The 15,947-nt window shown below is 66.8% G+C and carries 9 protein-coding genes and 3 tRNA genes; 8 read left to right on the top strand and 4 right to left on the bottom strand.

What is annotated here, in order from left to right:
• The first annotated feature begins 28 nt into the window (after positions 1–28).
• Positions 29–3,604, top strand: a complete 3,576-nt coding sequence (locus GJV26_RS12000) for an indolepyruvate ferredoxin oxidoreductase family protein (RefSeq protein ID WP_155709009.1) — start codon at positions 29–31, stop codon at positions 3,602–3,604.
• Positions 3,605–3,909: 305 nt separating this feature from the next.
• Complete coding sequence (locus GJV26_RS11995) at positions 3,910–5,667, top strand: M14 family metallopeptidase (RefSeq protein ID WP_155709008.1); 1,758 nt, start codon at positions 3,910–3,912, stop codon at positions 5,665–5,667.
• A gap of 171 nt (positions 5,668–5,838) precedes the next feature.
• Here the strand turns inward: GJV26_RS11995 and ttcA are convergent, their stop codons facing one another.
• Genes ttcA through GJV26_RS11980 form a run of 3 tightly spaced genes read right to left on the bottom strand, consistent with a single transcriptional unit; the run spans position 5,839 to position 7,962 of the window.
• Positions 5,839–6,765 (bottom strand): tRNA 2-thiocytidine(32) synthetase TtcA, encoded by a 927-nt coding sequence (gene ttcA, locus GJV26_RS11990; protein WP_155709007.1) that lies wholly within the window; start codon positions 6,763–6,765, stop codon positions 5,839–5,841.
• Complete coding sequence (locus GJV26_RS11985) at positions 6,762–7,160, bottom strand: dihydroneopterin aldolase (RefSeq protein WP_155709006.1); 399 nt, start codon at positions 7,158–7,160, stop codon at positions 6,762–6,764. Before GJV26_RS11985 ends, ttcA begins: the two co-directional genes overlap by 4 nt.
• 25 nt (positions 7,161–7,185) lie before the next feature.
• On the bottom strand, positions 7,186–7,962 hold the full coding sequence (locus GJV26_RS11980) for an SDR family oxidoreductase (protein ID WP_155709005.1): 777 nt from the start codon (positions 7,960–7,962) through the stop codon (positions 7,186–7,188).
• 40 nt (positions 7,963–8,002) lie between these two features.
• Here GJV26_RS11980 and GJV26_RS11975 point away from each other — a divergent pair, with 40 nt between their 5' ends.
• The 3 genes from GJV26_RS11975 to GJV26_RS11965 all read left to right on the top strand — a co-directional run bounded on the left by GJV26_RS11975 (position 8,003) and on the right by GJV26_RS11965 (position 12,093).
• Positions 8,003–9,151, top strand: a complete 1,149-nt coding sequence (locus GJV26_RS11975; protein ID WP_155709004.1) for a class I SAM-dependent methyltransferase — start codon at positions 8,003–8,005, stop codon at positions 9,149–9,151.
• Between the two features lie 141 nt (positions 9,152–9,292).
• Positions 9,293–10,246, top strand: a complete 954-nt coding sequence (locus GJV26_RS11970; protein WP_155709003.1) for a J domain-containing protein — start codon at positions 9,293–9,295, stop codon at positions 10,244–10,246.
• 197 nt (positions 10,247–10,443) lie between these two features.
• On the top strand, positions 10,444–12,093 hold the full coding sequence (locus GJV26_RS11965) for a tetratricopeptide repeat-containing response regulator (protein ID WP_155709002.1): 1,650 nt from the start codon (positions 10,444–10,446) through the stop codon (positions 12,091–12,093).
• Positions 12,094–12,097: 4 nt separating this feature from the next.
• On the opposite strand, the gene GJV26_RS11960 is transcribed toward GJV26_RS11965, so the two are convergent.
• The gene (locus GJV26_RS11960; RefSeq protein ID WP_155709001.1) at positions 12,098–15,337 is read right to left on the bottom strand and encodes an EAL domain-containing protein; all 3,240 of its coding nucleotides are present in this window, start codon (positions 15,335–15,337) and stop codon (positions 12,098–12,100) included.
• A gap of 206 nt (positions 15,338–15,543) precedes the next feature.
• Here GJV26_RS11960 and GJV26_RS11955 point away from each other — a divergent pair.
• The 3 genes from GJV26_RS11955 to GJV26_RS11945 all read left to right on the top strand — a co-directional run bounded on the left by GJV26_RS11955 (position 15,544) and on the right by GJV26_RS11945 (position 15,868).
• Positions 15,544–15,629 (top strand) — tRNA-Tyr (locus tag GJV26_RS11955).
• A 46-nt stretch (positions 15,630–15,675) separates the two neighbouring features.
• Positions 15,676–15,749 (top strand) — tRNA-Gly (locus GJV26_RS11950).
• Positions 15,750–15,793: 44 nt separating this feature from the next.
• Positions 15,794–15,868 (top strand) — tRNA-Thr (locus tag GJV26_RS11945).
• The last annotated feature ends 79 nt before the right edge of the window (positions 15,869–15,947 follow it).

Raw genomic sequence — 15,947 nt, 5'->3', positions numbered from 1 at the left:
GCTTTTCGAAGAATATTGGAGACAACCCATGAACGCACCTCACAAGGGTACGGAGCTAGGCAAAGAGGACATCACCCTCGACGACAAATGGACCCTGGAACGCGGCCGCGCGTTCCTCACCGGCACCCAGGCGCTGATCCGCCTGCCGATGCTGCAGCGCGAACGCGACCTGCAGGCCGGGCTGAACACGGCCGGCTTCATCACCGGCTACCGGGGCTCGCCCGTCACCTCCATCGACATGACGGCAGTGAAGGCGAAAAAATACCTCGACGCGCATCACGTCAAGTTCCACCCCGGCATGAACGAAGACCTGGCCGCCACGTCCGTCTGGGGCACGCAGCAAACCAACCTGTTCCCCGACGCGAAGTACGACGGCGTCTTCTCGATGTGGTACGGCAAGGGCCCCGGCGTGGACCGCTGCGGCGACGTGTTCAAGCACGCCAACAACGCCGGCACCGCCCGGCACGGCGGCGTGCTGGTGCTGGCCGGCGACGACCACGCGGCAAAGTCCTCTTCCACCGCGCACCAGTCCGATCACATCCTGGCCGCCTGCGGCATTCCGGTGCTGTATCCGTCGTCGGTGCAGGAATACATCGACTACGGCCTGCACGGCTGGGCGATGAGCCGCTACACCGGCCTGTGGGTGGCGATGAAGTGCGTGACGGACATCATCGAATCGGGCGCCGTGATCGACTTCGACCCCGACCGCGTGCAGATCGCCATGCCGGACGACTTCGAGCTGCCGCCGGGCGGCCTGAACATCCGCTGGCCCGACGCGGTGCTCGACCAGGAAGTGCGGATGAACAGTTACAAGTGGTACGCCGCGCTGGCGTACTGCCGCGCCAACAAGCTCAACAAGATTATCTGGGACAGCCCGACGCCGAAGATCGGTATCATCACCGCCGGCAAGTCGTACCTCGACACGCGCCAGGCGCTGGCCGACCTGGGCATCGACGAGCAGGCCGCCGCCGACATCGGTATCCGCCTGTACAAGATCGGCATGACGTGGCCGCTGGAAGCGGACGGCGTGCATGAATTCGCGCGCGGGCTCGACGAGATCCTGGTGGTGGAGGAAAAGCGCCAGATCCTCGAATACGCGCTGAAGGAAGAGCTGTACAACCTGCCGGATGGCCAGCGCCCCCGCGTGGTCGGCAAGTTCGACGACACCGGCGAATGGTCGAACCAGCACCGCAGCGGCCACGGCGACTGGCTGCTGCCGGCCACGTATGAGCTGAACCCGGCGCAGATCGCCCGCGCCATCGCCAGCCGCATCTCGCACTACTGCGCCGGCCACCCGGTCGCGAAGCGCGTGCAGGAACGCATCGCCTTCCTGGAAGCGAAGGAACTGGTGCTGAAGAACGTGCCGCTGAAAGCCAATCCGGAAACCGACCGCACGCCGTATTTCTGCTCGGGCTGCCCGCACAACACGTCGACCAAGGTGCCGGAAGGTTCGCGCGCGCTGGCCGGCATCGGCTGCCACTACATGGTGCTGTGGATGGACCGCGAAACGTCGACCTTCACGCACATGGGCGCGGAAGGCGTCACGTGGGTGGGCCAGGCGCCGTTCACCAACGAAAAGCACGTGTTCACCAACCTCGGCGACGGCACCTACTTCCACTCCGGAATCCTGGCGATCCGCGCCGCCGTGGCCGCCAAGGTCAACATCACCTACAAGATCCTGTTCAACGACGCGGTGGCGATGACGGGCGGTCAGGCATTCGACGGCCCGCTGGACCCCGGCATGATCTCGCGGCAGATCGCCGCCGAGGGCGTCGCGCCGATCATCGTCGTCACCGACGATCCGGGGAAATACCCGGACGATTACGCCTGGGCGCCGGGCGTGACGGTGCGCCACCGTTCGGAACTGATGGATGTGCAGAAGGAACTGCGCGACATGCCCGGCGTGTCGGCGATGATCTACGACCAGACCTGCGCCTCCGAGAAACGGCGCCGCCGGAAACGCAACGAGTACCCGGACCCGGCCAGGCGCGTGGTCATCAACGAGGCCGTGTGCGAAGGCTGCGGCGACTGCTCGGTGCAGTCGAACTGCCTGTCCGTGGAGCCGCTGGAAACGGAGCTGGGCCGCAAGCGCCAGATCAACCAGTCCAGCTGCAACAAGGATTATTCGTGCGTGTCGGGCTTTTGCCCCAGTTTCGTCACCGTCGAAGGCGGCACGCTGAAGAAGCCGAAGAAGGCCGCGGCAGGCGGCGAAGTGCCGGCACTGCCCGCGCCGGCGCTGCCATCGACCGCGCAGCCGTATGGCATCCTGATCACCGGCATCGGCGGCACCGGCGTCGTCACGGTCGGCCAGATCCTGGCGGTGGCGGCACACGTGGAGAACAAGGGCGCCGTGGTGCTGGACATGAGCGGGCTGGCACAGAAGGGCGGGCCGGTAATGTCGCACGTGCGGCTGGCCGACCGTCAGGCGGATCTGCATTCCACGCGCGTGGGCACCGGCAGCGCCGACCTGGTGATCGGCTGCGACCAGATCGTGACCGCCAGCCGCGATGCGTTGAGCCGGATGGGCGAAGGCCGCAGCTGGGCCGCGATCAATTCCACCGGCGCCACCACGGCGGCGTTCGTGAAGAACCCGGACTGGCAGTTCCCCGGCGTGGGCTCGCAGGCGGAAATCGTGCGTGCGTGCGGCAACGACCGGGTGGACTTCATCGATGCGGGCCGCATCGCCACCGCGCTGATGGGCGACGCGATCGCCACCAACATGTTCATGCTGGGCTACTGCTTCCAGAAGGGCCATGTACCGCTGTCGGAAGCGGCGCTGGTGAAGGCGATCGAACTGAACGGCGTGTCCGTCGCGTTCAACAAGGCTGCGTTCAACTGGGGCCGCTATGCGGCGCACGACCTCGCCGCGGTGACGAAGCTGGCGGCGCCGGCGCAGGTCATCGAATTCAAGCGCACGCAAACGCTGGACGAGATGATGACCCGGCGCGTCGAGCTGCTGACGGCGTACCAGAACGCCGCCTATGCCCGCCAGTACACGGACTTCATCGCCCAGGTGCGCCGCGCCGAGGAGCCGTTGGGCACGAAGAAACTGACCGAAGCAGTGGCACGCTACCTGTACAAGCTGATGGCGTACAAGGACGAGTACGAGGTTGCGCGCCTGCACGCCGATCCCGCGTTCCGGCAGAAGATCGAAGGCATGTTCGAGGGCGACTACGAGGTGAAGTACCACCTCGCGCCGCCGCTGCTGGCGAAGAAGGACAAGGACGGCCACCTGGTCAAGCAGCAGTTCGGCCCGTGGATGCGGCAGGTGTTCGGCTTTCTGGCCAGGCTGAAGGGCTTGCGCGGCACGCCGCTCGACGTGTTCGGCCATACGGCCGAGCGGAAAATGGAGCGTGCGCTGATCGGCAGCTACCGCGAGACCGTGCTGGCGCTGCTGCCGAAGCTCACGAAGGAGAACCTGGACACGGCAGTGGCGATCGCCCGTATCCCGGAAGACATCCGCGGCTATGGGCATGTGAAGGAGCGGCACCTGAAGGCGGCGAAGCAGAAGGAGGCCTCGCTGCTGGCGGCGTATCACGGCACTGGGCAAGCCACCGGGCCCGGTATTGCACGCCCATCGGCCGTCACGCCGCACGCGGCCTGATTCACCGGCAGGGGATGCCGTTCCGGCATCTCCGCGTGGCTGACAAAATGCAAGCCATTCAGCCGGCTCATGCGTCGGCAAAGCTTGCATAAGCAGCTGCGAAAGCCTTCGTTCAAAAAAGACAACACGCTTGGTATGGTTCGGTTCCCACAAGGACCTCCCATGCCAATGTTTCCGGCCCGGCCGGGCGCGAAGGGCAGGCTGCAAGTCTATAATGCTTCAGCCGTAGCGGAACCCGGCACGCGATCCGTGCCGGGTTCCGCTATTTTTTTATCGGTCCACCGACCCTTTCCGGAGCCCTGTAGATGATTCGCACCGCACTGTCGCTTGCCTTGCTCGCCGCTGTTCCCCTGGCCCATGCCGCGCCCGATCTCACCACTGTCTCGGAGCGTTCCGGCTTCCAGGCCACCGGCCGCTACGACGAAGTGATCAGGCTGTGCGCGGACTTCCAGAAGGCTTACCCGAAGGCGGTGCGCTGCTTCGAGTTCGGCCGCACGCCGGAAGGGCGGCCGATGCTGGCGCTGGCCGTGTCGAAGAGCGGCGCGCTGACGGCCGAAGGTGCGAAGAAGAAGAACATCCCGGTGCTGCTGGTGCAGGGCGGCATCCACGCCGGCGAGATCGACGGCAAGGATGCCGGCTTCCTGGCGCTGCGCCGGGCACTGGAAGGCAAGATACTGCCCGGTGCACTCGACAGGCAGGTGCTGCTGTTCGTCCCCGTGTTCAACGTGGATGGCCACGAGCGCTTCGGCCCGAACAACCGGCCGAACCAGCGCGGCCCGGTGGAGATGGGCTGGCGCGTCACGGCGCAGAACTACAACCTGAACCGCGATTACGTGAAGGCCGACGCGCCCGAGATGCAGGCCATGCTGGCACTGGTGAACGGGTGGGATCCGCTGGCCTACATCGACCTGCACGTGACCGACGGCGCCAAGTTCGAGCCGGATGTGTCGATCCAGGTGGAACCGGTGCATGGCGGCGACGCTGCCCTGCGCGAAGCCGGCACCGCGCTGCGCGACAACGTGATCGGCGACCTGAGGAAGCAGGGATCGGACCCCAAGCACTTCTACATTTCGTTCGCGAAGACGGATGAGCCGCAATCGGGCTTCGTGGACGAGATGTCCACGGCGCGCTTTTCGACCGGCTATTTCTACCTGCGCAACCGCTTCGGCATGCTGGTCGAAACGCATTCGTGGAAGGATTACCCCACGCGTGTAAAAATCACGTACAACACGATCGTGTCGCTGATGGACCAGGTTGCAACGCATGGCGCCGGGTGGCGCAAGACCGCGCTGGCCGCCGATGCGCGCGCGGCGGCGCTCGCCGGGCAGGATTTCCCGCTGAGCTACAAGACCACCGACAAGGTGCAGACGATCGATTTCCGCGGCTACGAATACAAGCGCGTGCCTTCCGATGTGTCGGGCGGCACCTGGACGCAATACGATGAAACGAAACCGCAGCTGTGGCAGGTGCCGCTGCGCGAAGAGATCGTGCCCGACCTGACCATCAAGGCGCCGGGCGGCGGCTACATCGTGCCCGCCGCGCAGGCGGCCATCGTCGGCGCGAAGCTCACGCAGCACGGCGTGTCGTTCAAGGTGCTGGCCGCCGCACCCGGCAAGGTGGAGGTGGAAGCGTTCCGTGCCACGAAGACGAAGCTGACCCCGCAATCGTTCGAAGGGCACCAGATGCTGGCGGTGGATGGCGCATGGAGCGCCGAGGCACGCGAAGTGGGGAAGGGCGCGCTGTTCGTGCCGATCGCCCAGCCGAAGGCGCGCCTCGTGATGACGATGCTGGAACCGCGAAGTGTCGACTCGCTGCTGGCATGGGGCATGTTCACCCCGGCGTTCGAACGCAAGGAGTACATGGAAGAATACGTGGCCGAAGAAGTGGCCCGCGAACAGCTGAAGGACCCGGCCGTGGCCGCCGCGTTCAGGGACCGGCTGGACAACGATGCCGATTTCGCGAAAAGCCCGCGTGCCCGGCTGGACTTCTTCGCCCGGCGCCATGCTTCCTGGGACGAACGGCTCAACCTGTATCCGGTGTACCGCACGGCGCAGAAATTCTGAAGGAAAACCGTGCCCGGCACCGCTGAGGTATCAGGCATAAAAAATAGGGACGGACCCTGTTTTGCAGGAAAATTTTCCTGGAAAACAGGGTCCGTCCCGGATTTGCGGATCTGGTTACGGCGTTGACGAAAACCGGCCGGACCGCCGCGGCGGACCGGCACCATTGCCAGCTTACCGCGGCTGCAGCGGAATAATCCCCGGCACCGCGGCCGGCGTCGAGCATGGCTCCTCGTCGAACGCGATGTCGCCCAGCGGATTGGCCACGCCGTCCGTCTTCAGGTCCTTGAAGCCAAACAGGTCCCGATCCATCAGGTGCGACGGCACCACGGTGGACAGCGCCGAGAACACGCTCTCCACCCGCCCCGGGGTTTTCTTCTCCCAGTCGCGCAGCATTGCCTTGATCTGCTTGCGCTGCAGGTTCTCCTGCGAGCCGCACAGGTCGCACGGAATGATCGGGAAGCCCTTCACCGCCGCATAGCGTTCGGTGTCTTCTTCCTTCACGTAGGCCAGCGGGCGGATCACCATGTGCTTGCCGTCGTCCGACACCAGCTTGGCCGGCATGCCCTTGAGCTTGCCGCCGAAGAACATGTTGAGGAAGAAGGTCTCGAGGATGTCGTCGCGGTGGTGGCCCAGCGCGATCTTGTTGCAGCCCAGCTCATCGGCCACGCGGTACAGGATACCGCGGCGCAGGCGCGAGCACAGCGAGCAGGTGGTCTTGCCCTCCGGGATCAGGCGCGTGACGATCGAGTAGGTGTCCTGGTTCTCGATGTGGAACGGCACGCCCAGCGCCGTCAGGTAGCGGGGCAGCACGTCGGCCGGGAAGTTCGGCTGCTTCTGGTCGAGGTTGACGGCCACGATGTCGAAGTGGATCGGCGCGCGCTCGCGCAGGGTCAGCAGGATGTCGAGCAGCGCGTAGCTGTCCTTGCCGCCGGACAGGCAGACCATCACCTTGTCGCCGTCCTCGATCATGTTGAAGTCGCCGATCGCCTGGCCCACCAGGCGGCACAGGCGCTTGTGCAGCTTGTTGTTCTCGTACGCGACCTTCTCGGCCGATTTGTCGGCGGCCTTGTCTGCGATGTTGTCCACGACGGCGTTCATGCTTCATCCTTGATCCGGAACACTTCGACACCCACGCCTTCGCAATCCGGATACACGTCCGGCTTCATCGTGGACAGGCGCACCGCGCGTACGCGCGGATGGGCCAGCAGCGCATCGACCAGGTCGTCGCACAGCGTTTCCTGCAGGTGCACGTGGCCCTGGGCCATGCGGGCGGCGATCGTGTCGCGCATGAAGTCGTAGTCGACCACTTCATGCAGCTCGTCCGCCTTCGGCGTGGACACTGCCAGCGGGATGTACAGGTCGACATTGAACAGGACGCGCTGTTCGCCCTTCTTCTCGAATTCGTGCACGCCGATATTGATGAGCACTTCGTAGTTGCGCAGGAACAGCCGGCGGCAGTCTTGCAGGCGGGGATGGGTGAGGGCGGACAGCATGATGGGATCAGTGACTATAAAAAGGTTATTTGGCGAGGAACATCACATCGCGCGGCAGCGGCAGCAGGTGCTGGCCACCATCGACCAGCAGCGTGGTGCCCGTTACGGCGCGCGCGGTGGCCGCGTACAGCACCGCGGCCGCGATGTCCTCGGGAGTGCTGGAGCGGCCCAGCGGCGTTTGCGTGTGGGCTTTCTCGAAGCTTGCGGCGCTCTGGTCGCCGGACACCATCGTGATGCCCGGCGCGACGCCGACCACGCGCACCTTCGGCGCCAGCGCCTGCGCCAGCAGCGTGGTGGCCGTGTGCAGCGCCGCCTTCGACAGCGTGTACGACAGGAAATCGGGATTGGGATTGTACAGCTTCTGGTCCAGCAGATTGATCACGACGGATTGCGCCCCTTCGGCGGTGTGCTCGTGCAGCGCCTGCGCCAGCAGCACCGGCGCCGCCACATTGGCGCGCATGTGCGCATCGAGCTTTGCCGCCGTGAAGTCGGCGGCGCTGTCGTAATCGAACAGCGAGGCATTGTTGACCACGCAAGTAACCGGGCCCAGCGCGTCGACCGCGGCGGGCAGCAGCCGGCGGACGGCCGCCTCGTCGGACAGCTCGGCATGCAGCGGTACCGCGCGGCGGCCCAGTGCGACGATGTCGCGCACCACTTCCTCGGCATCGCGGCGCGAAGCGCGGTAATGCACGGCCACGTCCCAGCCGGCGCGTGCCAGCGCCAGCGCGATCGCGCGGCCGAGCCGGCGCCCGGCGCCCGTCACGAGCGCCACCGGCGCCCTGGATTGGTCTGTTGTCGTCATGTCATTCGTCGTCCGATGCCCGATTCGCTACAATGCGGGGATGTCTCTTCCCGCACCTTCTCCGGACGCGCTGGCCGCGTCGCACTCCCTGCAGCAGCAGATCGCCGCCGACGTGGCGCGGCACGATGGCGCGCTGTCCTTTGCCAGTTTCATGGAAACGGCGCTGTATGCGCCCCGCCTCGGCTATTACACGGGCGGCGCCGCCAAGCTGGGCAAGGATGGCGATTTTACAACCGCGCCGGAGATGTCGCCGCTGTTCGGCGCCGCGCTGGCGCGCGTCGCCGCCGACATTATCGCCCAAAGCGCACCGTCCATCCTCGAATTCGGTGCCGGCACCGGCAAACTGGCGCGCGACGTGCTGACCGAGCTGGCCGGCATGGGCGTGGCGGTGGAGCGCTATGCGATCGTCGAACTGTCCGGCGAACTGCGCGTGCGGCAGCAGGAGGCGCTGCGCGATTTCCCCCAGGTGGTGTGGCTCGAAGGCTTCCCGGAAGCCTTCGATGGCGTGGTGCTCGGCAACGAGGTGCTCGATGCGATGCCGGTCCACCTGGTAACGAAAACGGCGGACGGCTGGCGCGAGCAATGCGTGACGGTGACGGAAGGGCGCTTCGACTACGTGCCCGCCGCGCCGTCCGCCGAACTGCTCGAACAGATCGCGCGGCAGATCCCGGAACACGACAGCCTGCCGGAAGGCTATGTGACGGAAGTGCACGGCACCGCCTGCGGTTTCATGCGCACGCTGGGCGCGCTGCTGGCGAAGGGCCGCGGCGCGGCGATCCTGGTCGACTACGGCTTTCCCGCGCACGAGTTCTATCACGCGGACCGGTCGGCCGGCACGCTGATGTGCCACTATCGCCACCATGCGCATCCCGATCCGTTCTTCCTGCCCGGCCTGCAGGACATCACCGCGCACGTGGACTTCACCGCCATGGCGCTGGCCGCCCATGCCGCCGGGGTCGAAGTGCTTGCCTACATGAGCCAGGCATCCTTCCTGCTCGGCGCCGGCATCGGCGACCTGCTGCTGCGCACCGATCCGGCCGATACGAAAGCCTACCTGCCACAGGCCAATGCGGTCCACAGGCTGCTGTCGCCGGCGGAAATGGGGGAGCTGTTCAAGGTGCTGGTCATCGGCAAGGATGTTGCGCTGCCGCCCGTGCTGGTGGCGAGCGACCGGGCGCATCGCCTGTAGCCGGGACCGGAAGGCGCCGGCGCATGATGTCGAACCTCCGCCGTACCCGCCTGTTTCTGTGCAAAAATAGTTATAAGTTCAGCTATTATGGTTGACCTGGCGCGAAACCCGTCGTGACGCGCGGCTGACAATACTGGAACGATGGGAAAGATCCATACTCACTATGACAACCTGAAAGTGGCCCGTGGCGCGCCGCAGGAAGTCGTACGTGCCGCCTACAAGGCGCTGAGCCAGAAATACCATCCTGACAAGAATCCCGGCGATGAACGCGCCGCCCGCATCATGGCGATCGTCAATACCGCCTATGGCACGCTGGCCGATCCGCAGCGGCGCAAGGAACATGACGACTGGATCGCCCAGGAGGAATACGAGATCGAACTGGTGGAAAGCACCCGCCAGGACGATCCGTACCGCAAGGGGGACGGGCCGGCCCAGGCATGGTCCGACCCGGTGGTGCCCGTTCGCCGCCGCCGCCGGCTGCTCGCCAGCTGGCGCTGGTGGCTCACCGCCATCACGTGCCTGGGCGCCGGGTGGGTGGGCGGCGTGCTGACGGTTACCGAACCGCGGCAGGTGTCGACGGTACTGGCGGCCGCCTGGGGCGGCAAGCCTGCCGGCGAAGTGACGGCCACCGCCACGCCTTACCCCCGCGCCGCCGGCCACGCCGACACCGCCGATGGCTGGGAAACGGCGCCGCGCCCGTACTCGCCGGAAGGGGACATGCAGCCGCCGCCGATCAAGGTGGTGGCGCTTTCGCAGGTGATCCTGCCGGGCTACGCCGGCGATTGCGAAAACGAGACGCCCGCGCTGGTGGCGCCGAACGGCGAGCCCTGGCCCACGCAGTCCGGCTACGTGAACGGCTTTCCCCTGATGAACAAGGGCGCCGATACCCAGCTGACGCTGGATAACAGCGACAACGCCTTCCCGGTGTTCATCAAGGTCTATGACCTGGAGCGCCGCTCGAACGTGCGCTACGTGTTCGTGCAGGCGCAGGATAAATTCGTCGTCGACCAGCTAGCCAGCGGCAAGTACGAAATCCGGTACCAGAACATCGACCTGGCAGGCAAGAACCGCTGCGTGCGCAAGGGGCGCGGATAGCAAGGCCGCAGGGGCCATCACGGTGGCCATCGCGGCGGGCATCGTGCCTGCCATTGCAACGGGCATCGCAGCGGCCGCTGTTGCGCTGGCGTCATCGTCCCGCCGGAAAAGCGTCGTCGCGCGCGACGCGACCCCGGCCTGGCGCATATCCTATGCGTTGAGAAACTCCATTCACCTCCTATCATGGCGCAACCGAAATGGCGCAACTGAACGGCTTAACGGCACTGCTCATCGAGCCGCACTCCGGCATGCGGGCCAACCTGCAGAACATGCTGACCACGCTGGGCCTGACCAGGGTGGACGTGGCGACCAACGCCCAGGGAGCGCTGCGCGTGCTGGCGGCCCGGCAGTTCGACCTGATCCTGTGCGAATACGAACTCGAAGGCGGGCAGGACGGCCAGCAGCTGCTGGAGGACCTGCGCCAGCAGGAACTGATCGCGCCGGCCACGCTGTTCTTCATGGTCACGGCGGAGGGGCAAAGCAGCAAGGTCACCAGCGTGGCCGAGCTGATGCCGGACGATTACATCCTCAAGCCGTTCAAGGCCGATACGCTGCTGGCGCGCATCGAGCGCGCGCTGGACCGGCGCGCGGCCCTGGCATCCGTGCAGCACCTGCTGGACGAGGGCGAGCACCGCGGCGCGATTGCCGCCTGCGCCGGGCAGGAAACGGCGCAGCCGCGCTACCGGACCGATTTCATGCGGCTGCGTGCCGAAACGCACCTGCTGCTGGGCGAGCCGGAACAGGCCGAGCACGTGTATGCCGCCGTGTGGCAGGAGCGCAGCGCGCCGTGGGCACGCCTGGGGCAGGCAAAAACGCTGGCCCTGCGCGGCAAGATGGAGGAAGCGCGCGACATGCTGGCCGAGCTGCTGGGCCATAACGAGCGCTATCTGGCCGCCTATGACTGGCTGGCCCGCGTGCACGAGGAAGCCGGCCAGCTGGCCGAGGCGCAGGCGGTGCTGGCCGATGCCGCCACGTTGTCGCCGCACGCGGTGGGGCGCCTGCGCCGGCTGGGCGAGGTGGCACTGGAGGCGGGCGATGCCGATTCGGCCGAGCGGGCGCTCAAGCAGGTGCTGCAGCGTGCCCGCTTCTCCGAGTTCCGCGACCCCGAAGACCATGCCCGGCTGGCCCAGTCGCTGCTGAAGAAGGGCGATGCGGCGCAGGCCGAGCTGGTGATCCGCGATATGGAACGCTCGCTGGCGCATCGCGAGAACACGCCCGTGTGCGCGGCAATCGCCACCGCGATGCTGTTCGAGGCCACCGGCGACACGGCGCGCCTGGGCGCCGCGCTCGACAGTGCGCTGGCCGGCGCGCGCGAGGCGCCGAACCTGTCCGCCGGCATGAAGCTCGAACTGGCGCGCACCTGTCTCGCGGCCGGGCGCGAGCAGCAGGCCGCCGAAGTGATGCGCAACGTGATGGCCAGCGCCGGCGGCGGCACGCCGATGGCGAAGGCGATGCGCCTGCTGGAGCAGTCGGGCAAGGGCGAGATGGCCAACCGGCTCGCCAGGGAAAGCCGGCATGCGGTGGCGGAAATGGTGGCGCAGGGCGCGTCGCAGGCCAGGGCCGGCGACTACCGCGGCGCCGTGGACACGATGCTCGATGCGGTGCAGAAGCTGCCGGACAATCCGCAAGTGGTGTTCAACGCCGCCGTGGCCGTGCTGAAATACCTGGAGCGCACCGGCTGGGACGAGAAGCTGGGCACCAAGGGCATCGAACTGGTGGCGCACCTGCGCCGCCTGGACCCCGCCAATGCGCGGCTGGCCGCGCTGGGCGGCCTGCAGGAAGAACTGCTGAAGAAATACAACGTGCGTCCCGGCCGGCGCACCGTCACCGTGCGGCAGCGCGCCTGACCGGTCAGGACAACACCAGGCATTCGCGCGCCGGCCCGTCCAGCGTGGCGCCGGCGGCGCGCTCGAAATCGGCCGCCGGCATCGGCCGCGCGAACAGGTAGCCCTGCGCTTCGTCGCAGCGGTGGGCGCGCAGGAAATCGGCCTGCGCCGCCGTCTCCACGCCCTCGGCGATCACCTCCAGCCCCAGCGCATGGGCCAGCCCGATGGTGGCGCTGACGATCGCCGCGTCGTTCGGATCGGTCTCGATATCCTTGACGAAGCCGCGGTCGATCTTGATCCGGTCCAGCTCGAACAGTTTCAGGTACGACAGCGACGAATAGCCGGTGCCGAAATCGTCGATCGCCACGCTGATGCCGCGCGCGCGCAACTGCTGCAGCAACGCGCGGCTGTGCTCCGGGTCCTGCATCGCGGCCGATTCGGTGATCTCCAGTTCCAGCAACTCCGGATCGGCGCCGGTGGCGGCCAGCAGCCGGTCGAGCTGCGCCGGCAGCGCGTGGCCCTGGCACTGCCGGGCGGAGAGGTTGACGGCCAGCCGCAGGTGGCCGAGGCCGATGGTTTGCCAATGGCCGAGCAGCCCGATCGCCCGTTGCAGCACCCATTCGCCCAGCGGCAGGATCAGGCCGGATTCCTCGGCGATCGGAATGAAGCGGTCCGGCCCCACGGTGCCCAGCTCGGGATGGTGCCAGCGCAGCAGCGCCTCGGCGCCGATGACGGCGCCGCTCGCCAGGTCGATCTGCGGCTGCAGGTACAGCTCGAACTCCTGCTGCTCCAACGCCTGCCACAGGCGGCTTTCCAGCAGCAACCGCTCGTGCGTGGCGGCATTCATCTCGCGCGAGAAGAACTGGAACTGGCCGCGGCCGCTCCCTTTCGCGGCATACATCGCGGTGTCCGCATGGCGCAGCAGCGTGCCGGGATCCTCGCCGTCGCCCGGGAACATCGCGATGCCGACACTGGTGCCGCTGTGCAGCGCCTTGCCCTGCAGCGGATACGGCCGCGCCAGCGTGTCGACGATGCGGGCGGCCATGTGGCCGGCGTCGTCCGGTGTCATGCAGCCGGTGATGACGATGAATTCGTCGCCGCCCAGCCGGGCGATCGTGTCCACGTCCGCCAGCAGCTCGCGCAACCGGTCCGCCACGGCCAGCAGCAACTGGTCGCCGGTCTCGTGGCCGTGGGTGTCGTTGATTTTCTTGAAATGATCCAGGTCGAGGAACATCACTGCCACCGTGCCCTGCAGGCGGCGCGCCCGTGCCAGCGCCTGCTCCAGGCGCAGGTTCAGCGACAGCCGGTTGACCAGGCCCGTCAACGGATCGTGGTGGGCCAGCCGATGGATCCGCGCCTGGGCGCGCCGCTGCTCCGTCAGGTCGTGCAGGATGGCCACGAACAGGTGTTCGCCGGGCAGCTCCACTTCGCTGACCGACACGGCCAGCGGAAAGGCCGCGCCATCGCTGCGCAGGCCGGTCGCTTCGTGTTCGCGCGTGTTGCCGGCGGCGATCCGGCGCAGCAGGTCGGCCGGCGTGTCGCCGTCCGCGACCGGCAGCAGCCGCGCCAGCGGCAGCCCGGACATCAGGTCCGGCGCATAGCCGAACAGCCGGCCCGCGGCGACGTTGGCGCTGGTCAGGGTGCCGCCGGTGGAAATCGTCAGGATCGCGTCCGCCGCCTTTTCCAGGATGGCCTGCAGCCGTGCTTCGCGCTCCTGCAGCCGGGCAGTGCCGGCCTCGACCTGGGCACGCCCCGCCGCCTGTTCGCCGCTGGTCAGCAGCAGCAGCCCGCCCAGCAGGCTGGTCAGGGTCAGGCCCGCGGCCAGCACGGTCCAGCTCTGCCAGATGCGCTGGCCGGCCACGTACTCGGCCGTGGGCCGCAGCGTCAACCGGTACTGGCGGCCGCCGAAGCTCAGCGACCGTTCGAGCGCCGGCTCGTTCGCGGCGCCGACGAAGGCCGGCGACAGGGGACGGCCGGTGGCTTCGTCGCGCAAGTCGGCCAGCAGGTGAGGGAAGCCGACCTGGCGCATTACGCTGTCCAGGTAAGCGCTCGGTTCGAGTGCGAGCAGCATGATGGCTCCCGGCGGTGCGCTGCCGCCCGAAGGCACCGCCTGCAGCAGTACGACGCCCGGGTTCTCGTGCGGCTGCGTCAGCTTGATGGGCGCGCTGGCGGTCGGCTCGCCGGTCGCGAGCGCCTGCCATACCGCCGCGGCGCGCACGGAATCGGACAGCATGTCGAGCCCCAGGTAGATGCGGTTGCCGCGCGGCTCGGCATAAGTGGCCACCACGTACCGGTCCCGCTGCGGCGATGGCCGCAGCGTACCGTCGGCGTCCGGCGCGCGGATCGCGAAGGTCGGATCGACCGTTTTCCGGGCCCACGCCTCGAAGGCGTCGCGGCCGGCCCCGGCCAGCGGCTTCAACCAGCCCATCGTGAGGATTTCGGGATGGCGCGCGCGGTAGCCCTGCGCGATATTGCGGAAAATTTCTGGACGGATATGGTCACTGTAGCCGCTCATGCCGCTGGCAGTGGCGAACAGGTAACGCTCGTGTTCCGACAGCTTTGCCTGCAGCAGGTCCGACGCCTGCTGCGCCTTCAGCTGCACCTGCTGCATCTGCTGATGCGATTCCCAGCGGCGCACCTGCAGGAAGATCAGCAGGAACAGCGCCACCAGGACCAGCAGCGGCGCGCCGACGGTCCACCGCCGCCGCCGCCACAGTGCGCGCGGCTGGCCGCAGGCGATCCAGGCCAGCGGCGCGCCCAGCAGGATGCCCAGCGCATCGCCCAGCCACCATGTAAACCAGTTCGCCACCAGGCCATCGACCGGCAGCACGCCCAGCAAGGCGAGGGCGCACAGCGACAGCGTGCTGCTGATCAGCGCCAGTGCCGGCGGCAGGGTAAGAAAGCGCAGCACATCGCGGCCGGCGCCGACGGCGGGGTGCACCCAGCGGGCAAACGCGTGCATGCCGGCATAGGCTTGCAGCGTGGCGGCGGCAACCAGTATCAGCACGGCGGTGGCCAGCGTGGTGGACGGCAGCGCGGTCGCGCGCGGCAATGCATAAAGGTTCAGGATCAGTACGCCGAGCACCACGCCGGGGAGCAGACGCGGGCCGCCGCTGACGAGCATGGCCAGCGCCAGGCCGGCGGGCAGGAACAGCGGGGTGGCGAAACCGGGAGAGCCGGCCAGCTCCAGGCCCACGCAGCCCGTGGCGGCATAGGCAGCCGCCAGCAGCAGATTGGCCGGCAGGCGGTGCTGAAGGAGAGTCAAGATCGGGGTGCTCCAGGGTGGGCCGGCTAACGGCTGACTTGCAGATTCTATAGCAAAGCATGCAACGTAAAAACAACACTTGCATTTTGTTCCGGGTAGCCGCTACAATCTCGCCCCGAAGCAGGCAGTTAGCTGCGCGATACAAAGTGTTTGTGTCGAGGCGTTGACAGTTTTGATTTTATGCTTCATACTCTGCGGTTCCTCGCGGAGGGGTGGCCGAGTGGTTAAAGGCAGCAGACTGTAAATCTGCCCTCTTATGAGTACACTGGTTCGAATCCAGTCCCCTCCACCAAGTTTTCGCAAGGAAGCTGAGTGACAATGTAGTGAAACGGAACCTCGCGGGTGTAGCTCAATGGTAGAGCTGAAGCCTTCCAAGCTTATGACGAGGGTTCGATTCCCTTCACCCGCTCCAGTTTTCCTTGCTGCAGTCGCAGTACAGTCTATCGCAGTACAAAAGCCCTTTTAGCTCAGTGGTAGAGCACTCCCTTGGTAAGGGAGAGGCCACGTGTTCAATCCACGTAAAGGGCACCAGAATTCGCTGCGCGGTGATCACCGCGCGGTAGCATCAGACAGCAGTATCAGTACCCAATCTGACAGTCGGGCGCGTGCC

It is taken from the genome of Pseudoduganella dura, assembly GCF_009727155.1.
GTDB classification, from domain to species: domain Bacteria; phylum Pseudomonadota; class Gammaproteobacteria; order Burkholderiales; family Burkholderiaceae_D; genus Rugamonas; species Rugamonas dura.
The sequence above is the reverse complement of the archived record's forward strand: the minus strand, read 5'-3'. Positions and strand labels throughout refer to the sequence as shown.